This window comes from Bacillus sp. BR3(2024), from assembly GCF_039134555.1.
In the GTDB taxonomy this organism is placed as follows: Bacteria; Bacillota; Bacilli; order Bacillales; family Bacillaceae_G; genus Bacillus_A; species Bacillus_A cereus.
This window is the reverse complement of sequence record NZ_CP152433.1, coordinates 2928106-2949645: the sequence shown is the minus strand read 5'-3', so window position 1 is coordinate 2949645 and position 21540 is coordinate 2928106. Positions and strand designations below refer to the sequence as shown.

Below are 21540 nucleotides of genomic sequence, written 5' to 3'. Positions count from 1 at the left end.
ACACCTAAATTGGAGGAAAATGAAATGATAAAAAAAATCCCTTACAAATTACTCGCTGTATCGACGCTATTAACTATTACAACTGCTAATGTAGTTTCACCAGTAACAACTTTTGCAAGTGAAATTGAACAAACGAACAATGGAGATACGGCTCTTTCTGCAAATGAAGCGAGAATGAAAGAGACCTTGCAAAAGGCTGGATTATTTGCAAAATCTATGAATGCCTATTCTTATATGTTAATTAAGAATCCTGATGTGAATTTTGAGGGAATTACCATTAATGGATATGTAGATTTACCTGGTAGAATCGTACAAGATCAAAAGAATGCAAGGTCACATGCTGTTACTTGGGATACGAAAGTAAAAAAACAGCTTTTAGATACATTGAATGGTATTGTTGAATACGATACAACATTTGACAATTATTATGAAACAATGGTAGAAGCGATTAATACAGGGGATGGAGAAACTTTAAAAGAAGGGATTACAGATTTGCGAGGTGAAATTCAACAAAATCAAAAGTATGCACAACAACTAATAGAAGAATTAACTAAATTAAGAGACTCTATTGGACATGATGTTAGAGCTTTTGGAAGTAATAAAGAGCTCTTGCAGTCAATTTTAAAAAATCAAGGTGCAGATGTTGATGCCGATCAAAAGCGTCTAGAAGAAGTATTAGGATCAGTAAACTATTATAAACAATTAGAATCTGATGGGTTTAATGTAATGAAGGGTGCTATTTTGGGTCTACCAATAATTGGCGGTATTATAGTCGGAGTAGCAAGGGATAATTTAGGTAAGTTAGAGCCTTTATTAGCAGAATTACGTCAGACCGTGGATTATAAAGTAACCTTAAATCGTGTAGTTGGAGTTGCTTACAGTAATATTAATGAAATGCACAAGGCGCTTGATGATGCTATTAACGCTCTTACTTATATGTCCACGCAGTGGCATGATTTAGATTCTCAATATTCGGGCGTTCTAGGGCATATTGAGAATGCAGCTCAAAAAGCCGATCAAAATAAATTTAAATTCTTAAAACCTAATTTAAATGCAGCGAAAGACAGTTGGAAAACATTACGAACAGATGCTGTTACATTAAAAGAAGGAATAAAGGAATTAAAAGTGGAAACTGTTACTCCACAAAAATAGGGAAATATTAATTCTGTTGTAAAGTGAACTAAAACATAGCAAGTCTATGATTACACTGTTAAACAGAAAAGTAATAATTAATAAATCCTTATATAACAGAAAGGCGGAGTCTCATTAAAGACTTCGCCTTTCAATTATATATAAGTATGATTCGAATAAAAAATAACCTTGTAGTTTAATTGCTTTTTTAAAATTTGCAACAGAATCGGTTAATTTGAAGTAGATTATATACATTTTCTTTAATACTTAATGATTTGAAGGCTGCTAAAGAAAGTTCAAACGATACTGATAAAAGATGTAGAACTCATTTTGAAAGACATCGCTTTTTAATAAGATTAGAACTTGAAACCATACCTTATATAGGAGGAATACGAAATGATGAAAAAAATCCCTAATAAACTACTCGCTGTATCAGCGTTTATAACTATAACAACTACTTATGCAGTCATACCAATAGAAACTTTTGCAATTGAAATTGAACAAACGAACATTGAAAATATATCTCTTTCAGCAAATGAAGAACAGATGAAAAAAGCTTTGCAAGATGCTGGTTTATTTGCAAAAGCTATGAATGAATACTCTTATTTGCTAATTAATAATCCAGATGTGAGTTTTGAAGGAATAACTATTAATGGAAATGCAGATTTACCTAGTAAAATTGTACAAGATCAAAAGAATGCAAGAGCACATGCTGTTACATGGAATACACAAGTAAAAAAACAACTTTTTGATACATTGACAGGCATTATAGAATACGATACAAAATTTGAAAATCATTATGAAACATTAGTAGAGGCGATCAATACTGGAAATGGAGATACTTTAAAAAAAGGGATTAAAGATCTACAGGGAGGAATTCAACAAAATCAAAAGTCTGCAAAAGCATTAATAGAAGAATTAATTCAATTAAAAAATGCTATTGGAGAAGATGTTAGAACATTTGGAAGTCATAAAGAGACATTGCAATCGATTTTAAAAAACCAAGGTGCTGATGTGGAGGCGGACCAAAAGCGTCTAGAGGACCTTTTAGGACAAGTAAAATATCAGAAAGACATAGAATCTAAGGGGTTAGACATGGTGAAAATCCCCTTTATTCCAACCTTGATTGCTGGTGGCATAATGATAGGTGATGCAAGAGGTAAGTTAGGTTGGCTAGAACCTGAATTAGCAAAATTGCGTCAGACTGTAGATTATAAAATAACATTGAATCGTGTAGTTGGAGTTGCATTTCATAATATTAGTGATATGCATAGTATGCTTGATAGTGCTATCACTGCTCTTACTTATATGTCTACGCAATGGGAGGATTTAGATTCTCAATATTCGGGTGTACTGGGACATATTGATAAAGCTGATCAAAAAGCTGATCAAAATAAATATAAATTCTTAACCCCTAGCTTGAATGCAGCGAAAAACAGTTGGAAAACATTAAAAACAGATGTTGTCACTTTGCAAGAAGGGATAAAAATTGCAGAGAAAAAAGAACAGGATTTTTTGAATCAGCTTCGTCCATCAAACGTTTTCTACTTTTATAAAAAGATTCATAACGCATACACTTTTGAAATAAAGACTGGAACAAATGCGCCAAATGCGTCTTATAAAGTTATGAATTTAACTAAAAACACTGTTCATAATATGTGGAGTGGAGGGGCTAATACTAACATATGGGCTGATTGGCTTTCATTCAATCCAAATGATGAATTTGCGGTAGTAGCAGTAGTGAATGGTAAAGAATATGTTGTGTATAAAGAAAAAGTACAAAATATAATGAACTGAATCTGAAAGTAACGAAGTAATTGGAGCTGGACAATAAACTAGACAACAAGTTAATTGAAAAATTGTAATGGCATATTTCTCCTTATGTCCTAGAATACTTAGCTCAAGAAAAAGTAAATATTGAACCAAGGCGTTACTTGCATTATGTGGATGGCTTTACCGAAAGGTTTCAAGTACATTACTCATACAATTATGTAGTTATCCTGAAGCATCTACAGGTGTTCTTATCGACTTTGAGGAACTACTTAGCTTCCTAAGTGGAGTGACTTTATGCAAAATTAAGTGAACGTTTTTGTACATAGATTAGTTGACATTCATATAGATTTTTTCCATTTTCAAAGATAGTTTTGTTTTTTTATGTTATTTTTCAAAAATTACTGTTGAAGTTCCTATATTCATGACTCAGTATATAATTATTGTTTGATGAAATGACATACCACGTCCCTTAGAGTTTCAGACATACTACGATAACTTAAAGAAAAAAGATAATAGTAGTCAACGGTTACTATTATCTTTTTTGAACTATTTTTCATTAAAATATCTCATCTGCTGTGCTCCTTATTTACTTTTCCAGATTTTATCCTAGTTTAAAATTTATGCATTTGAACTGTTTATACAATTTGTAGGATTTTTAGCTTTTTTGTCGAATACACTTAATGCAAGGAGGGACATTACATGATTATTAAAGATTATTTCATCAACCTTTCTATTTTTTCTTTATTAGTTAGCGCAGCAATATTTATTCAAGTGTTTACAATTAATTCTAGTCGATATTTCGAAAAGCTCTATGGAGGGATTATTGCAGTTACGTTAATGTTCTTTTCTTTTCCATACATGGGATTTTCCTACGATCTTCGAGTTGTTCCTCTTATTCTATCTTTTATTTACTTTGGTCGTATTGCTGGTTGGATTACGTTAATTAGCATAATTGTAATGCGTATCTTTTACACTGGAGGGTATTGGGAACCTCCTGTGATTGCTTATTTAGGTATGGGGATTCTATTTTCTACTTTTAAAACTTATTTTAAAAAACTACATCCTTTTAAAAGTGCATCGTTATATTTTTCTGTTTTTATTGGAATAAAGTGGTTAGTTGGCGTATTATTTAATACTACATTACTTTACACAGGAGGCTTATTATATATAGCGTTAGGACTTTTAATTGGGCTATTTCTTATGGAAGCCTACCAGAGATTGTATTATTTAACACAGGACTTATCTAAAATGAATCGAGAATTAAAAAAATCGAAGCAAGAACTTACAGATACCGTACATGAGCTTCAAGGAGGAATTTTTAAATTTAAAAAAGTGGATAAGCACTTTATACACACTTTATGTGATGGACAGTTTTATTATCAAAACGGATTTTATTCTGAACAGGTGGTAGGAAAAAGCTTACGTACTATTGATGCTTCTATTATTCCTCCACATTTAGTTCCACAATTGATGAAGTACTATCTCCAGGCATGGGAAGGAAAAGAAATTATATTTGAATTACCTTGGCCAAATGATAAAACTATTATTCTTATTGCGCTTAGGCCAATTAAACGAAATGGACAAGTTATTGAAGTTGTTGGTTCTACAGTTGATATAACCGAAAGGAAAAAGGTAGAATCAGAATTAAGCGCTACCAAAGAATTATTAGAATCATTTATAAAGCACAATCTAGATGCTATTACCATTTCTGATCGAGAAGGGCATATTTTACAAGCCAACAAAGCTTATGAAAAGATATTTGGGTGGTCATCACAAGAAATCATAGGTAAGAGATTACCTTGTGTACCAGATTTTTTAATGGAAGAATCGCTTGAAAATATTCAGAAAATTCTAACGGGAGAATCGGTGGTTACTAGATTAGAAACTGTTAGACAACGGAGCGATGGGAGTCTTCTTGATATCAGTCTGACAGTTTCTCCTATACTAGATGTAAGAGGAAATGTGATAGCTTTATCAGCAATATGTAGAGACATCTCTGAAAGAAAACAAGCAGAAAGAGAACGGCATCAATTACACCAGCAATTAAGAGATAGTGAAATGAAGTACCGTGCACTAATCGAACAAGCAACTGATGCGGTATATGTAGTAGAGCTGAATGAAGATAATACTCCAAGTCGATTTATTGAGGTAAACCCTGTTGGGTGTAGAAGATTTGGATATAGTAGAGAAGAGTTGCTTTCATTATCATTTTCAAATATAGTACCACAAGATTCTCAAATAATCGTAAGGTTATTAGAAAAAATTAAAAAAGGACAAACTTCCTTCACTTTGCAAGATGAATATGTTTTTCCAACAGGAAAAGTAATAACAACTGAGTTTAGTGTTCGTGTTTTTAACTTAAATGGTAAAAAAGTTTTTCTAAGTATTTCTCGTGATATCACTGAACGGCTAAAAACAGAAGAATTATTACGAAAATCTGAAAAACTTGCTGTTGTAGGACAATTAGCGACTGTAATGGCTCATGAGATTAATAATCCATTAACTGCAATGAAAGGGTTCATGCAATTACTAAAATCAACGGAAAATGAGAATAATCAGGGTTATATTAATATAGTATCATCAGAGATTGAGCGTATAGAGAGCATAACAACTGAATTTATGGCGGTAGCCAAACCACAGGTAGTAAAAATGCAACCTAATAACATTAGTGTGCTAATGGATCAAGTTTTAATGCTACTACAACCTCAAGCAATGATGCATAATATAAAATTTAGAATCGATCTTAACCCTGGTATTCCATTGATTTCATGTGAAGGAAATCAATTAAAACAAGTATTTGTTAATATATTAAAAAATGCAATTGAATCTATGCCGATGGGAGGGGAAATTCTGATTCAAATAAATATACTTGATAATAATCAAGTAAGCATTCGTTTTATCGATCAAGGGTGTGGGATTCCAAAAGAACGTATACCATACCTCGGAGAACCTTTTTATAGTATTAAAGAAGAGGGGATTGGCTTAGGATTAATGATCTGTTATAAAATCATTGAAACACATCAGGGAAAGATATTTATTAAGAGTGAAATGAATAAGGGGACTACAGTTGAAGTCACTCTCCCTATTTGTACACTTCAAAATTAAGATATTCTCTTACTGAAATTTTTTAAGAAACCATACAGAATGTAATGCCAATGTTACTTAATGAAATAATAAAGAGAAGAACACTGGTAAATGTACCCTATAGAATAGATACTTGAAAAAGCCTGTTATAAAAACATCCTTTCTTTAGAACCAAAAGAAAGGATGTTTTTAATATTGTAATTTTTCCTGGATACATTTCAAATTTTTACTTTTAATACATTTTTTAACTAATTTTGGTTAAGTTAGTTAAAAAGGCATTATTTTTAAGGAGCATATTCACATATAAATATCCCTCATTTTTAAAATAGAAATTTCTAAAAACTATATATAGGTTCTTTTTGAAAGGAAGGGTATTATCAATTGAAACCACATGAAAAAGTACCTGTTCACTCTATAAAATCTTTGCAGGAATTAATGCAATTACTAAAAAAATCTAAAGATTTTATAACGTTGGAGATCGCTTCAAACAAATCCTCTATAGTCATTTCATATTTTAGAACCTTAATCGATGTAAATATATTTCATGAAGAGGTTTTAACTTATATAAAAGAGAAGAGCTTCGATTCATTACAAGATATTCGGTCTGTCTTACCCTTTGAAAATTCAAAAATAACAAATCAAATGGAAGATATTCAGGATAGTATTTTAAACGGCTATATACTTATTCAGTTCGATACAGATAAATTAAATGGCTTGTTAATCAATGTGGCAAAGAAAGAAAAAAGAGATATTACAAAAGCTGAAATTGAATACAATATCGTGGGTCCACAAATCGCGTTTGTTGAAGATTTAGATGTAAACTTAAATTTAGTACGTAGAAAGCTTCCAACACCTTATTTACAAATGAAGGAATTGAAAGTAGGCTCTCTATCTAACACAACCGTTGCGATTGTATATATTGAGGGAATTGTAAATGATCAAAATCTACAAGAAATTATAAAAAGGGTGAGTCTAATAAAAACAGACCACGTTTTGGATAGCACGTATTTGATGCAGTTAATTGCAGACAACCCGAATTCTATATTTCCTCAATTTTTGAATACAGAACGACCAGACCGTGTAGCAGCTGTATTGGCAGAAGGAAAAATTGCACTTTTTGTAGATGGCTCACCTTATGCGATCACTCTTCCAACAACATTAATTGACTTTTTTTCTACGACAGAAGATTACACCATGCCTTGGATTATTGCCTCTTTTTTTCGTCTATTAAGGCTTTTTGCTTTTATGTTTTCTGTCTTAACGACTCCATTATATGTTGCAATCTTAACATATCATTACGAGCTTATTCCAAAAGAACTTCTTGAAACGTTAATCATATCGAGAAGTAAAGTACCTTTTCCTCCATTAATTGAAGCGCTTTTTTTAGAAATAACGATTGAATTACTGAGAGAAGCGGGGGCACGTTTACCAACTAAAGTGGGTCTAACTGTCGGTATAGTAGGTGGTATTGTAATTGGACAGGCATCTGTAGAGGCAAGTCTTACAAGTAATGTACTTATTATTATTGTTGCACTTTCAGCGCTTAGCTCATTTACAGCACCAATATATCGAATTGGTAATACAATTCGAGTAATTCGTTTTCCTTTTATAATATCTGCACACCTGTTGGGTTTATTAGGAATTGTTTTAACAAGCTCTTTGCTTTTAGCACGTTTATTACGTACAGAATCATTAAGACGTCCTTATTTGTTTCCTTTTTATCCTACACGCCCTACAGATTGGAAAGACAGCATTATCCGTTTGCCGATCTCAGCGATGTTTCGACGTCCTATTTTTTCAAGATCTAAACAGCGTTTTCGTTTTAATCCAGAAGAGGTAGAGAAAAATAAAATTAAATCACGAAATGATTTTGATGATTGAAATTAACAGGGAGGAGCATTATGAAACAGATCCCAATTGAGTATCAAGTCTCTCCATATATGGTGTTTTTTTTAATTATTACTATACAGATGGGGGTTGGTATGCTTGGTTTTGAAAGGATTAGTGCAAAATTAGTTGGAAATGATGCGTGGATTAGCACGCTGCTTTTTGGAATATCTGTTAATCTTATGATTTGGATCATATATCAGATTTTAAATCAGGGTAATGGAGATATCATTGCAATCAATCAAGACGTACTTGGAAAATGGATTGGTGGATTGTTCAACTTCATTTTTTTATCTTATATTGTATTGTTAGGTGCAACAACACTACATACCTATATCGAAGTAGTACATGTTTGGATGTTTCCTTCCATTTCATCTTGGATTATAGCAGGGGCTTTTTTGGGTCTATGTTATTACATTGTGACTGGAGGATTTCGTGTAGTTGCTGGAATCGGCTTCTTTGGAATCGTTATCCCAAGCATTCTAATCTTCACATTTTTTTATCCTTTGCAGTATGCAGATTTCCAAAATTTATTTCCAATTGCACAGCATTCATTCCTAGAAATTATGAAAGGAATGAAAGGAAATATGTTTAGTTTTTTTGGATTTGAAATGTTATTGTTATACTACCCATTTATTAAAAAGGCAAGAACGTCTCAAAAATATGCGCACTATGCAAATTTAGTAACGACTATTGTCTACACATACCTTATGATTTTAACTCTTGCGTTTTTTAGTGAAAAACAACTAGCGAGCGCGATATGGGCATATTTAAGCATGATTAAAATTATACAATTTCCCTTTATAGAGCGGTTTGAATACATTATTGTTTCTGTTTGGGCTTTTTTTATATTACCCAATGTTTCCTTTACATTATGGGGAGTAAGTCGTGGTATAAAAGAGGCACTGGGAATAAAGCAAAAATATGTTTTGCCAGTTATCATCCTGTTCATCTTTGTTTTATCATTTTTCTTGAATAACCGTAATAAAATTAACTTATTAAATACTTGGACAGGTCAAATTGGCTTTGTATATATATATGTATACCTACCTATATTATGGCTAATTCAAACCGCCAAAATAAAGTTAAGGAGATAAACATGAAGCGATGGATACTTTTCCTTATAGTAAGTGTCTTCTTAATAGGTTGTGCTAAAACGAAAATTGTGGATGACATTGACTTAGTTCAAGTTGCGGCATATGATACCGAAGCAAAAGGTAAGCTAAAAGGAACCTTTGCGATTTCAGCTTATAAAGGAGGCGGGCAAGGTGAAACGAAAATCTATTCAGCATCAGGCCAGACTGGTAGAGAAGTTCTTGCAAGAGCATCCGAAAAATCTTCTGGACCTCTAGAGTTGGGGCAATTGCGTGTTATTATATTTAATGAAAAAATAATTGATAAGGGAATGCAGGAAATTTTAGAGACTTTGAACCGAAATCCTAGTGTAGGAAATGCAATTTATTTAGCAATTACAAATGTAAAAGGGGAATCACTATTAAAGGGGAATTATTCTGAAGAAAAAGAAATTGCTTCCTATCTATCCTCTTTACTGGAGCAAAATATGGATAATGGAACGCAGCCAAAAACAAATTTTTTTATGTTTTTAAACCAACTTAATGATGATGCGAGAGATTCATATTTACCGATAATATCTAAAAAAGGTAATGTGTTGGAGTTAGATGGAATAGCACTTTTTAAAAGATGTAAAATGGTTGATAAAGTAAACCCTAAAGATTTATTTGTATTTAAATTGTTGACAGATAATTTTAAACAAGGTACATACCAATTCAAACTACCTGGTTCCTCAAATACTTACGCCACGATAGAGAATATAAAAGCTAGAACAAAATATAAGATGGAGGGGAATAGTAAGCATCCATTCGTAAATGCTCATATTCAAGTTAAAGCTGAAATTCAAGAATTTACAAAAACAAAAAATCTAGATAATCCTAAAGAAATAAAAAAATTAGAAAAAATTATGGAAAAAGAAATAGAAAAAAAAGCAACTACATTGATAAAGAGATTTATTAAAAAAGACACAGATCCTATAGGACTTAGAAAGCTTGGTAGAACTCACGTAAGAAAATGGAACAGTCAAGAATGGGAAGAATCCTATAAACATTTACGTTTTCGTGTAACAGCTGATGTAAAAGTAACCCAATCTGGTGTTACAGAATAAATCAAATAAGATATGGAAAATTTTAATAAAAAAATATAGTCTCGCAGGAGATTAGGGAGAAGAGAAACGATTAACAAAGAATTTCATAAATAGTAAGATGCTTTGTTAATCGTTTTTATACCTGTAGCTTTATCACTTATAGTAATCATAATTATAATAAAAGAACACCGAAATAAATTCCCGATACCACATAATTATAAGAGGACAATAAAACATCAAGATATAATGTATGCTTTATCTGGAAAAAAGAATTTAAGTACTTAAAGGTTAAACACTTAACTTTAAAATAGTAAATTCGTTGCTTGTAGCACTTCAATTAGACTGTGTCCCCGAAAGTTAGAAAGGTCGGTTTATTAAGTAGCCTCTAGGGAATGAGCCTAGTACAATACTGGATTCATTTCCTTTTATTTTTCCTTGATTCTTTCATGATTATAGTATTTTATATACTTTGCTAATTCTTGTTTAAATTCTGTTATACTTTCAAATTCTTTCGATGCAGAAATAGACATACAAAAACGCCATTCTTTCTTATAAATCTACAGAAAGAATGGCGTATTCTTCAAAAGTGAGTTCCTTTATTGAAAAGCTTTAGTTCTATATGACAGATAAAAGGGCAAGCAACGCTAAAATAGCGAGAAATCCTTGTTTCATGATAATTGATTTATTGGATGTGAAACCTCCGAAAATAGCTGCTACCACTATACAAATGATGAAAAATAATTGAATCATATAACCAATGGGATTGTTTCCAAGTATAAGTCCCCGAATGAGGCCAGCTGCTAAGAATTCATTATATAAACCGTTTGCAAATTAATTGTCTAAGTATTTCTAAGTTTAAAGAGTACAGTGTCTTCGTTTTTTATTGAATCAATTTTTACATGTTGGTTCAATATTTTCTATTCTCTTGGAACTTAGTTCTCGTTTACTTCTCACAAAAGCAATAAAATCTATTATCTCTTCTGTTGACAGTGCTTCTCCATCTATTAAAAGTGTTGTATCTGGATCGTTTAGGAGTCTTGTAATATCAATTACATCTTTGTTTTGATGTGAATGTTCAATTCGGCCTAATATATAATCTACAGATGTATCAAATAAATCGGCTATCTTTGATAAAGATTGTAATGAAGGTAATCTATAACCATTTTCATACCCGGCATAGGTGCTTTTCGCAATCCCAAGTCGATCTGCTGTCTCTTGTAAGGACCATTTTTGATTTTTTCTTAATTTAGATAAACGTTCCAGCATTCGTCTCATACCCCATCTAATTTTATTAAATTAATTATAACATAGAAAAAGAATCAAGAATAGAAAAAAAGTACGCGTATTGAATACAAAATCTTGATTAATTCAAATTAAGTTCTATAATGATAAATATAAATACGCATTACGCGAACGCAATATCGTTGTTTATTTTATGGAGGGGTTGTGTATGAAGAAAATTTTATTACTTGCAACTGGTGGGACAATTGCATCTGTGGAGGGGAATGAGGGGCTTGTTCCAGGATTGTCCGCTGAGGAATTATTGAATTATTTTTCGAAGTCTTCTCGAAACTTAGAAATAGATTGCAAAATCTTAATGAATATTGATAGTACCAATATGCAACCTGAGCACTGGAAAGAAATAGCTAATGCTGTTTTTAATCACTATGATGACTATGACGGGTTTGTGATTACACATGGAACGGATACGTTAGCTTATACATCTTCTGCGTTATCTTATATGCTGCAAGGTTTAAGAAAACCAGTTGTTTTAACAGGTTCACAAGTACCTATTAGTTTTAAAAAGACAGACGCAAAGAAAAATGTAGCTGATGCTCTTAGGTTTGCCTGTGAGGATGTTGGCGGTGTGTTTATTGTTTTTGATAGTAGGGTGATTATTGGGACGAGAGCAGTTAAAATGCGAACAAAAAGTTATGATGCATTTGAAAGTGTGAATTATCCATATGTTGCTGAGGTAAATGAAGATGAGGTGAAATATCATTGGAAGCCAACTTCCTCACATAGTGAACTTTCAATAAATACTAATTTATGTACGGATGTTTTTCTTATGAAATTGTATCCAGGTACAAAGCCTGAGGTATTTGATTGTTTAAAAGATTTGTATAAAGGGATTATTATTGAAAGTTTTGGAAACGGTGGATTACCTTTTGAAGGAAGGAACTTGCTTTCGAAAATTCAAGAGTTGACTGAAATGGGGATTGCTGTAGTGATTACTACTCAATGCCTGGAAGAAGGAGAAGACATACTTCTCTATGAAGTAGGACGGAAAGTGGCGCAACATCAAGTAATATTGTCTGGAGATATGAATACGGAAGCCATCATAGCAAAATTGATGTGGGCGCTTGGGAAAACTAATAAATTAGAAGAGATTAAAAAAATTATTGAAGAGCCTTTAGCCTACGATTTAACAATAAAATCTGATAAGGATTGGTAATGACTTCATATGATTTATTTAGGTTTTACATTTAATATGGGGGAGAAATTAAAATGGCAATGACAAACAAGAACGTGCGAGTGGAGAATGATTTTTTGGGAGGAAAGGAATTACCTATTGAGGCATATTACGGAATTCAGACTTTACGCGCTGTTGAAAATTTCCCGATTACAGGGTATAAAATTCATGAAAGTTTAATTAGAGCGTTCGCAATTGTAAAAAAAGCAGCAGCGCTTGCGAATACAGATGTAGGAAGATTGGAATTGAACAAGGGCGGCGCGATCGCAGAAGCTGCTCAAGAAATTCTTGATGGAAAATGGCATGATCATTTCATCGTAGATCCAATCCAAGGCGGAGCGGGTACTTCAATGAACATGAATGCAAATGAAGTCATTGCCAATCGTGCTCTTGAATTATTAGGGATGGAAAAGGGAGACTATCATTATATTAGTCCAAATAGTCATGTAAACATGGCGCAATCAACAAACGATGCATTCCCAACAGCGATTCATATCGCTACATTAAACGCATTAGAAGGTTTATTACAAACGATGGGTTATATGCACGATGTATTTGAATTAAAAGCAGAACAGTTCGATCATGTGATTAAAATGGGTCGTACACATTTACAAGACGCTGTGCCAATTCGCCTTGGACAAGAATTTAAGGCGTACTCTCGTGTACTTGAACGTGATATGAAACGAATTCAGCAATCACGTCAACACTTATATGAAGTGAACATGGGAGCAACTGCAGTTGGTACAGGCTTAAATGCAGATCCAGAATATATTGAAGCAGTTGTAAAACATTTAGCTGCAATTAGTGAACTACCACTAGTTGGTGCAGAAGACTTAGTAGATGCAACGCAAAATACAGATGCATACACAGAAGTATCTGCAGCACTGAAAGTATGTATGATGAATATGTCTAAAATTGCGAATGACCTTCGCTTAATGGCATCAGGTCCACGTGTTGGTTTAGCAGAGATTATGTTACCAGCTCGTCAACCAGGTTCATCTATTATGCCAGGGAAAGTAAACCCTGTTATGCCAGAAGTTATTAATCAAATTGCGTTCCAAGTAATAGGTAATGATCATACAATTTGCCTTGCTTCAGAAGCAGGACAATTAGAATTAAACGTGATGGAACCAGTACTTGTTTTCAACTTACTGCAATCGATTAGCATTATGAATAACGGTTTCCGTGCCTTTACAGATAATTGCTTAAAAGGAATTGAAGCGAATGAAGATCGCTTAAAAGAGTATGTTGAGAAAAGTGTAGGAATTATTACAGCCGTGAACCCTCATATCGGTTATGAAGCAGCAGCTCGCGTTGCGAAAGAAGCAATTGCAACAGGCCAATCCGTTCGAGAACTTTGTGTGAAAAATGGTGTATTGTCACAAGAAGACTTAGAGTTAATTCTAGATCCATTCGAAATGACACATCCAGGGATTGCAGGAGCAACTCTTTTAAAGAAAAATTAAAAGAAGAGGGGGGACAAGTCCCTCCTCTTTGTTTACAATATAGGGATTTTATATGTGAATAGAGGTAGGGAGATTATAAGTAAGTAACAGTGGCGTTTAATAGTTCATAGAAACAAAATTAAGAGGAGCAGCAATATAATCAACATCACTTTTAAGTTAGTTAACATTGTTATCGTGTCCGCTATTTGGTTACTTAATACTTTAATTCATGTTTTTACCAATTATTTATTACCTCAAAATGCAAAGTTTTTGAAAATAACTATTTTAGATGTGAGATGAAAATAGGGGATAGATACTTAGCATTTAATAAAAAAAGATAAGATTACGAAATGTAATCTTATCTTTTCATTAAGAATAATGAATTGTAGCTTTAAGGCTTCAGAATGACTTTTATACAGTCGTCTTCACGATTATTAAAAATCTGATAACCATAACTCGCTTCTTCAAGGGGAATTTTGTGTGTAATAATCTCTTTTGGATCAAATTCTTTATTTGTTATTTTTTCAAATAGTTCCGGCATAAAATGAATGACAGGTGCTTGTCCCATTTTAAGATTAATATTTCTAACCCAAAATGCACCGAGTGGAAAGGCGTTATAATTGCCACCATAAACGCCGGTCATTTGAACCGTTCCATATTTTCTTACGGCTTTCGTAGCGATTTGAATAGGACCGAGAGTTCCACCTTGTAATTTTAATTTTTGTTCCAGAAATTCTAGAGGCGATTTTTTTCCATCCATCCCCACACAATCAATAACTACATCAGCACCGCCACGTGTAATTTCCTTTAAATGTTCTCCCATATCGGGGAATTTTGTAAACTCAAATACCTCAACATTGTTAATCTTTTTTGCATAATTCATCCGATAATCTAAGTAATCCACTGCAATTACACGTTTAGCACCTTGCATCCAAGCGAATTTTTGTGTCATTAATCCAACAGGTCCACAACCAAGGACGATAACAGTATCACCTGGCTTAACGCCTGCGTTTATTACACTCCAATAGGCTGTTGGTAAAACATCTGATAGAAATAGTAGGGATTCATCTTCAAGTTCGCATGATTCCGGTATAACAAATGGAGTGAAATTTCCAAAAGGAACTTTTAAATATTCTGCTTGTCCGCCCGGATGATTACCAAATTTCTCTGTATAACCAAAGTATCCACCAGAATCGTAATGAGGGTTTGAGTTATCACATTGACTTTCCATTTCATGTTGGCAATAGAAACAATGTCCACAAGAAACGTTGAATGGGATGACAACACGATCGCCTTTTTTCACTTTAGTGACATCTGGCCCGACTTCTTCAACAATTCCCATTGGTTCATGGCCGATAATGTATCCTTGAGGTAAGGGCATGTTGCCTTGATATAAATGTAAATCAGAACCGCAAATAGCGGTTGAAGTAATTTTTACAATAATATCATCTTTTTTCTCTAATTTTGCATCATCCACTTGTTTAACCTGTACTTGGTTTGGTCCTTGATAGGTTACAGCTTTCATCTCATATCTCCTTTTGGATTATGTCTCAAAACATAATTTTATTTAATCTCTTGGTGAAATAGAAATCTTTCTTTTGTTTACTGAAGGGAATTAGAAAGTATACATAGTGTTGTTATGAAAGTATGTTATATCAGTTATTCTTTCTTATATGTTTTGCCCTACTTTAAGAAAAAAATCAATTTTTATTCATAATCTAATTTCCATAAAAAGGATAATTATTATTTCATAATTTGTAGCATATTAAAAACATCGGAGGTGAAACAATATGGGAAAAAATAATAGTGGAAGTCGTAATGAAGTATTAGTTCGAGGCGCTGAACAAGCTCTTGATCAAATGAAATATGAAATTGCACAAGAGTTTGGTGTACAACTTGGTGCAGATACAACAGCTCGTTCAAACGGATCTGTTGGTGGTGAAATTACAAAACGTTTAGTAGCAATGGCAGAACAACAACTTGGTGGTAGAGCTAACCGCTAAGTAAATTGGCTTAAAATATAGCAAATATGTAAATCAATTTCTTTTGTGTATTCATAAAAATAAAAAACCTTATATTAAACAGATTCTCACTCAAAGATTATTGATAATCTTCTTTCATAATCTTTGAGTATTTAATTTGTAAACTACTTTCCTAAACAATAAACACGCAGTGTTGGAAAGGTGTTTTCCATGCATAGTAGAAAATCTTTTGCAGGAAAAAGCATACTTAAAAATTTGATTTCAATATTGAAATCAATATTTATTATGATATTTTCGAAAGGTAGGAATTTAAAAATGGGTATATTAAGTGGAAATCCTCAAAATGAACCTTTACATTACGGAGAAGTATTTGACATTTGGAGTTATCTTCTTGCTGCACAGGGTGCAATTGCAAGCCATCAAGTGTTTATGAATCACACAGGTGATGAAGATTTGAAGAAGTTTTTAGAAGGCTTAATTGAAAATGATATGAATTCGGAAATAGAAGAATTAAAAGCTCTTTTAAAGATTAATGGGGTCGCTTTACCGCCTGCTCCTCCAGAACGACCAGTTGCATCTATTGAAGACATTCCTCCGGGAGCGCGTATTAATGATGTTGAAATTGCTGCAGCTGTTTCTACAGGATTAGCAGCTGGACTTGTGACATGTAGTCAAGTAATGGGAAAATGCCTTCGAGAAGATGTAGGTATGTTATTCGGACAATTTCATATGAAAAAAGCGCAGGCAGGTGTAACTCTGCTACGTTTAAGTAAGAAAAAGGGATGGGTAGTTCCACCTCCATTACATGTAAGAAATTCTGACCAAGCGTAATAAACAAAAATAAAAAAGTGGTGTTGGCCACTTTTTTATTTTTTAGGTGTATCCTCAAGCTTGGACTTATTTATTGTGGAAGAATCCATATATTCATCTGATATCTCCATAGCGTATTTATCATGGGGAATATGATTATGTTCTCTTAATTTATTGTCATTACGCAGTACTAACTTCTGCATATAAATATGGAAGAAAACTTCTATTCCGCCAATAATTAAAGCAGCTAAAAATGAAGAAAATCCAATATTACGAGTAGCATCTAAATTAGTAAACAAGGATGTTAGTAACCAAGTTCCGAAAAAGCTTAAGCCGAAATCTGCCATTGTAGCAATCGCATTTCCGTATTTAGGTAAAATGAAGAGATCTCCGATTAAATAGGCAGTGCCCGTAAGGAAAAGAGAAATTAATAATACTTTAGGAATTGAAATGCCTTGAAAGATACTGAGCATGATTAGCAATACTGCAGTTATCGCTGTGTACTTAATTAATAAGGCAACAATATGTTTCATTATTTTCCTCCATTGTTTAAATGTATATGGAATACAATATTTCATTAAAAACGGATTATGCTTTTATATAGCGTAACCCGTTTTAATCACCCTTTAATGGTAAGAAGTACAACCTGGGTAAGAAGCAGGCTTATACTATGGATAGTATTTGCGGAATATCGAGCTTTATTCACAAAGGATAGTTCCATTCTTATAATAGAGAGGTTGCCTAAGTACAGTTTTTTTCATATTAAACTTAATATTTTTTGGTGTTTTGATTTTGTATCATATTCTGATTCGTTAATATAAAAATAAACAAAGTATTCCCGCGTTTAATGCATCTTTTTATCTATATATTTTCCGTAATCAGGTACAGCAATTTTATCAAATTCTTGAACGAGTGTTTTGAGGCTTGTTGATAGCAATTCACCCGACATCGGTATCCCGTGTCCAGTAACGGCGGTTAGAGGCTTTAACTTTTCTAGCTTAAGAACTGACTCTTTAGCGGCTTTCCAGTCTGTTGTTAAATAACGAGGCGGACCGCTTATTTCCTGTTCTTGGGTTATTACTTTATATAGATACTCCTGTTTCACTGTAACAAAAGCGTCCCCAGCGATTAAAGTTCGGTCTTTTTCTCGGAATAATGAAATATGTCCTGGAGTATGTCCTGGTGTATGAATCCATCTAAACTCTGGCATATGGGGAACAGTTCCATCGGTAGGTAGCGCTTTTACGTTATTTCCTAAGTCAATTGGTTCGTTTGGGAACAGAGGAGACATTTTCGCTACCATACCACCTTCAACTGTAGGGTCTGGTTCTGGATAGCTTTGTTGTCCAGTCAGGAACGGTAGCTCCATTTGATGTGCATAGACGGGAACATCCCAATACTTGATGAGTTCAATTATTCCCCCAACATGATCAAAATGGCCGTGAGTTAAAATAATTACTTTTGGGCGACTATTGGTACCAAATCGATCCTCAGCGATAGAGATAATTTCATTTGCACATTTAGGCATTCCAGCATCAACTAAAACAAAATCATTGGTCTTAGGATTTCCAACAAAGCATATATTGACGATTTGAATCGTGTAACAAAATAAATCAGGCAATACTTCGATGCCGTGACCACTTTCAATTGAAGTTGCTGGAATAAACTTGTAATCACTTCCATAATTCATTTCATTGTCCAATTTTTCTCCCCCTTAATATATTTTAATACGACATTATAGTTCCCTAATCTTGAAAATTCATTTTGGCGAATTTGAGAAAAGAATTAATGTGGGATTAAAAAACAATAATTTAGTCCTAGAATTAAGAGGGATTCATATCAATTTATATAAAGTGCAAACAAAAAATATTGCTTTTAAAGTCACAGATTCTACTATTCTTGAGGCGAATTTATGGCTTAATAAAAGATTTATAAAGATATTACAATATGGATTTATATAAAAAAGACATAACAAAGTTCGATAGAAATCCATTATGTCTAATGATTGCTTTTCATAATAAAAGAATGTTTAAGTTTGGTGATGTAATTGAAGTGAATTAGAGGGGAAATAGAAGTGATGATCTCTTCCTAACTTAATTATATCATGTAATTTACGTTCGAAATAGACTGTTTCTTCTCATTTACTACTGTTACAATCAAGAACACATGAATAGTAAGGAGAGGTGCCAAATGAGTTCTTTCGTTCTCGATTTTCAGGAAATAGAAAAAACGCAGCTTTTTCTCGTTGGTGGAAAAGGATTGAATTTAGGGGAGTTATCCAATATTCAAGGGATACAAGTGCCAGAAGGATTTTGTGTTACAACGGTAGGGTATGAACAGGCCATCGGAAAAAATGGAGCGTTTCAAACTTTATTGAATCAATTAGCAATGCTAAAAATTGAGGAACGAGATCGAATTGGTGAAATTAGTAAGCAGATTAGAGAAGTCATTATGGCGGTGGAAATTCCAGTTGATGTAGTGGAATTAGTAGCTCATTATCTCTCGCACTTTGGCGATGAACATGCATATGCAGTGCGTTCGAGTGCTACTGCTGAAGATTTACCGTATGCCTCGTTTGCTGGTCAACAAGATACGTATTTAAATGTTATTGGAAAAGAAAACATTTTGCAGCATATTAAAAAATGCTGGGCTTCTTTGTTTACAGATCGGGCGGTTATATACCGAATGCAAAGCGGTTTTGATCATAATCAAGTTTCTATATGTGTTGTCATTCAAAAAATGGTTTTCCCTGAGGCTTCAGGGATTTTATTTACTGCGGACCCGATTACTTCGAATAGGAAGGTGTTGTCAATCGATGCCAGCTTTGGACTTGGCGAGGCGCTAGTATCTGGATTGGTTTCTGCCGATAATTATAAGGTAAAAGAAGACGAAATCGTCGAAAAGGTCATCGCAACGAAAAAATTAGCCATCTATGGACGAAAAGAAGGCGGAACAGAGAGAAAGAAAATTGCTCCTAATCAGCAAAAATTTCAAACACTTACTGAACAACAGATTTTACAACTAGCACGCATCGGAAGACAAATCGAAGCTTATTTTGGTTGTCCGCAAGATATTGAATGGTGCTTAGTTGATGATACAATTTATATAGTCCAAAGCAGACCGATTACGACTTTATATCCAATTCCAGAAGTAAATGATGGGGAAAATCACGTGTATATATCAGTTGGTCACCAACAAATGATGACCGATGCGATGAAACCATTAGGTTTATCTTTTTTCCTGTTAACGACTAGTGCACCTATGTGTAAAGCCGGAGGAAGACTATTTGTTGATGCTACGCAAAGACTAGCTTCACCTGCTAGCAGAGATTACTTAATAAACGCTTTAGGTAAATCGGATCCGCTCATACGAGATGCATTAACGACTGTAATTGAGCGAGAGAATTTTATTAAATTGTTATCGGATGATGAAAAAGAAAAGGATCTTAGTAAAAATGTGCCACCTGCAAGTTCGCAACAACAACCTGAAAACGATCCGGAAATCGTTACGAATTTAATAAAGAATAGTGAATTATCAATAGAAGAATTAAAACGAAACATGCAAACGAAATCAGGGGTGGATGTACTTGATTTTATTTTAGAAGACATTCAGCAATTAAAGAAAGTATTATTTAACTCGCAAAGTATAGCTATCATTATGGCAGGTATGAATGCTTCATCATGGATTAATGAAAAGATGGAGCAGTGGCTAGGAGAAAAAAATGCAGCAGATGTACTTTCACAATCTGTACAACATAATATTACGTCAGAAATGGGGCTAGCGTTATTGGATGTGGCAGATGTGATTCGGCCGTATCCGGAAGTCATTGCGTATTTACAGCATGTAGAAGATGATAGCTTTTTAGATGAATTAATTCAGTTTAAAGGCGGGGAAAAAGTTCGGGATGCAATCGATGCTTTTCTAAATAAATATGGAATGAGATGCAGCGGAGAAATCGACATTACGAAAACGCGCTGGAGTGAACAGCCAGCTACAATTATACCGATGATTTTAAATCATATAAGAGACTTTGAATATGGTGCTAGTAAGCGGAAGTTTGAAGAAGGGCTGCAGGAAGCTTTGAAAAAAGAAAAAGAGTTGTTAGAGCGATTGCAGCACTTGCCGGATGGGGAACAAAAAGTAGAAGAGACGAAGAGAATGATTCGTAACATCCGCAATTTCATCGGTTATCGTGAATATCCGAAATACGGCATGATTCATCGTTATTTCATATATAAGCAGGCATTACTGAAAGAAGCAGAGAAACTTGTGCAAAATAATGTTCTGGATGAAATAGAAGATATATACTATCTAACTTTTGAAGAACTTCACGAAGTCGTCCGCACAAATAAACTAGATTACAAGACTATTCATAAACAAAAAAATGCGTACAAATTATATGAAAAACTAACACCTCCGCGTGTTATCACGTCTGATGGAGAAATCATTACAGGTAAGTACAAACGCGAAAATCTCCCGGCTGAAGCAATTGTAGGTTTGCCTGTTTCTTCTGGAGTGGTTGAGGGGAGAGCACGCGTTATTTTAAACATGGAAGACGCGAATTTGGAAGATGGAGATATATTAGTTACGGCATTTACCGATCCTGGGTGGACACCTTTGTTTGTTTCTATAAAAGGGTTAGTCACTGAAGTCGGCGGGCTTATGACGCATGGAGCAGTGATTGCACGTGAGTATGGCCTGCCAGCAGTTGTTGGAGTAGAGAACGCTACGAAACTAATAAAAGACGGGCAACGAATTCGGGTACATGGAACAGAAGGATATATTGAAGTGTTGTAG

At 33.7% G+C, this 21540-nt stretch carries 15 protein-coding genes and 1 pseudogene; 11 read left to right on the top strand and 5 right to left on the bottom strand.

What is annotated here, in order from left to right:
* Nucleotides 1-24: 24 nt before the first annotated feature.
* The 6 genes from hblB (at nucleotide 25) to V7S45_RS15235 (ending at nucleotide 10054) form a co-directional block, all read left to right on the top strand.
* On the top strand, nucleotides 25-1152 hold the full coding sequence (hblB, locus tag V7S45_RS15260) for a hemolytic enterotoxin HBL binding subunit HblB (protein ID WP_000591975.1): 1128 nt from the start codon (nucleotides 25-27) through the stop codon (nucleotides 1150-1152).
* Between the two features lie 375 nt (nucleotides 1153-1527).
* On the top strand, nucleotides 1528-2928 hold the full coding sequence (hblA, locus tag V7S45_RS15255; protein ID WP_000976153.1) for a hemolytic enterotoxin HBL binding subunit HblA: 1401 nt from the start codon (nucleotides 1528-1530) through the stop codon (nucleotides 2926-2928).
* Between the two features lie 675 nt (nucleotides 2929-3603).
* On the top strand, nucleotides 3604-6009 hold the full coding sequence (locus V7S45_RS15250; protein ID WP_089607556.1) for a PAS domain S-box protein: 2406 nt from the start codon (nucleotides 3604-3606) through the stop codon (nucleotides 6007-6009).
* Between the two features lie 360 nt (nucleotides 6010-6369).
* Nucleotides 6370-7869: a spore germination protein gene (locus tag V7S45_RS15245; protein ID WP_000802295.1), complete on the top strand. Its 1500-nt coding sequence runs from the start codon at nucleotides 6370-6372 to the stop codon at nucleotides 7867-7869.
* Nucleotides 7870-7889: 20 nt separating this feature from the next.
* Entirely contained in the window at nucleotides 7890-8972 is a 1083-nt protein-coding gene (locus V7S45_RS15240; RefSeq protein ID WP_000809697.1) for a GerAB/ArcD/ProY family transporter, read from the top strand.
* A gap of 2 nt (nucleotides 8973-8974) precedes the next feature.
* Nucleotides 8975-10054 (top strand): Ger(x)C family spore germination protein, encoded by a 1080-nt coding sequence (locus tag V7S45_RS15235; protein ID WP_000832880.1) that lies wholly within the window; start codon nucleotides 8975-8977, stop codon nucleotides 10052-10054.
* 594 nt (nucleotides 10055-10648) lie between these two features.
* Here V7S45_RS15235 and V7S45_RS15230 read toward each other — a convergent pair.
* Nucleotides 10649-10864: pseudogene (locus tag V7S45_RS15230) on the bottom strand (DUF1304 domain-containing protein); the annotation flags it as partial.
* Nucleotides 10865-10921: 57 nt separating this feature from the next.
* Nucleotides 10922-11299 carry an HTH-type transcriptional regulator AnsR gene (gene ansR, locus V7S45_RS15225; protein WP_025687026.1) on the bottom strand — a complete coding sequence of 126 codons (378 nt, stop codon included), beginning with the start codon at nucleotides 11297-11299 and terminating at the stop codon, nucleotides 10922-10924.
* A 184-nt stretch (nucleotides 11300-11483) separates the two neighbouring features.
* On the opposite strand from ansR, the gene ansA reads away from it, so the two are divergent.
* The gene (gene ansA, locus V7S45_RS15220; RefSeq protein ID WP_000722302.1) at nucleotides 11484-12488 is read left to right on the top strand and encodes an asparaginase; all 1005 of its coding nucleotides are present in this window, start codon (nucleotides 11484-11486) and stop codon (nucleotides 12486-12488) included.
* 53 nt (nucleotides 12489-12541) lie between these two features.
* Nucleotides 12542-13972 (top strand): aspartate ammonia-lyase, encoded by a 1431-nt coding sequence (aspA, locus tag V7S45_RS15215; protein WP_001251924.1) that lies wholly within the window; start codon nucleotides 12542-12544, stop codon nucleotides 13970-13972.
* Nucleotides 13973-14342: 370 nt separating this feature from the next.
* Here the strand turns inward: aspA and V7S45_RS15210 are convergent, their stop codons facing one another.
* The gene (locus tag V7S45_RS15210; RefSeq protein WP_000649086.1) at nucleotides 14343-15476 is read right to left on the bottom strand and encodes a zinc-dependent alcohol dehydrogenase; all 1134 of its coding nucleotides are present in this window, start codon (nucleotides 15474-15476) and stop codon (nucleotides 14343-14345) included.
* Between the two features lie 265 nt (nucleotides 15477-15741).
* On the opposite strand from V7S45_RS15210, the gene sasP reads away from it, so the two are divergent.
* Together sasP and V7S45_RS15200 are read left to right on the top strand one after the other, a co-directional pair.
* Nucleotides 15742-15954: a small acid-soluble spore protein, SasP family gene (sasP, locus tag V7S45_RS15205; protein ID WP_000517671.1), complete on the top strand. Its 213-nt coding sequence runs from the start codon at nucleotides 15742-15744 to the stop codon at nucleotides 15952-15954.
* A gap of 294 nt (nucleotides 15955-16248) precedes the next feature.
* Complete coding sequence (locus V7S45_RS15200) at nucleotides 16249-16764, top strand: DUF3231 family protein (RefSeq protein WP_001986359.1); 516 nt, start codon at nucleotides 16249-16251, stop codon at nucleotides 16762-16764.
* Between the two features lie 35 nt (nucleotides 16765-16799).
* On the opposite strand, the gene V7S45_RS15195 is transcribed toward V7S45_RS15200, so the two are convergent.
* Nucleotides 16800-17276 (bottom strand): YndM family protein, encoded by a 477-nt coding sequence (locus V7S45_RS15195; protein WP_000680665.1) that lies wholly within the window; start codon nucleotides 17274-17276, stop codon nucleotides 16800-16802.
* A gap of 311 nt (nucleotides 17277-17587) precedes the next feature.
* Nucleotides 17588-18445 (bottom strand): MBL fold metallo-hydrolase, encoded by an 858-nt coding sequence (locus tag V7S45_RS15190; protein ID WP_025687027.1) that lies wholly within the window; start codon nucleotides 18443-18445, stop codon nucleotides 17588-17590.
* A gap of 488 nt (nucleotides 18446-18933) precedes the next feature.
* On the opposite strand from V7S45_RS15190, the gene ppsA reads away from it, so the two are divergent.
* Nucleotides 18934-21540, top strand: coding sequence for a phosphoenolpyruvate synthase (gene ppsA / locus V7S45_RS15185; protein ID WP_025687028.1), 2607 nt, complete (start codon nucleotides 18934-18936; stop codon nucleotides 21538-21540).

Coding starts and splice junctions, on each gene's coding strand:
- sasP (WP_000517671.1), top strand. CDS start 15,742: ATGGGAAAAAATAATAGTGGAAGTCGTAATGAAGTATTAGTTCGAGGC.
- ppsA (WP_025687028.1), top strand. CDS start 18,934: ATGAGTTCTTTCGTTCTCGATTTTCAGGAAATAGAAAAAACGCAGCTT.
- hblB (WP_000591975.1), top strand. CDS start 25: ATGATAAAAAAAATCCCTTACAAATTACTCGCTGTATCGACGCTATTA.
- ansA (WP_000722302.1), top strand. CDS start 11,484: ATGAAGAAAATTTTATTACTTGCAACTGGTGGGACAATTGCATCTGTG.
- V7S45_RS15240 (WP_000809697.1), top strand. CDS start 7,890: ATGAAACAGATCCCAATTGAGTATCAAGTCTCTCCATATATGGTGTTT.
- V7S45_RS15200 (WP_001986359.1), top strand. CDS start 16,249: ATGGGTATATTAAGTGGAAATCCTCAAAATGAACCTTTACATTACGGA.
- V7S45_RS15210 (WP_000649086.1), bottom strand. CDS start 15,476: ATGAAAGCTGTAACCTATCAAGGACCAAACCAAGTACAGGTTAAACAA.
- ansR (WP_025687026.1), bottom strand. CDS start 11,299: ATGCTGGAACGTTTATCTAAATTAAGAAAAAATCAAAAATGGTCCTTA.
- V7S45_RS15195 (WP_000680665.1), bottom strand. CDS start 17,276: ATGAAACATATTGTTGCCTTATTAATTAAGTACACAGCGATAACTGCA.
- aspA (WP_001251924.1), top strand. CDS start 12,542: ATGGCAATGACAAACAAGAACGTGCGAGTGGAGAATGATTTTTTGGGA.
- V7S45_RS15235 (WP_000832880.1), top strand. CDS start 8,975: ATGAAGCGATGGATACTTTTCCTTATAGTAAGTGTCTTCTTAATAGGT.
- V7S45_RS15250 (WP_089607556.1), top strand. CDS start 3,604: ATGATTATTAAAGATTATTTCATCAACCTTTCTATTTTTTCTTTATTA.
- hblA (WP_000976153.1), top strand. CDS start 1,528: ATGATGAAAAAAATCCCTAATAAACTACTCGCTGTATCAGCGTTTATA.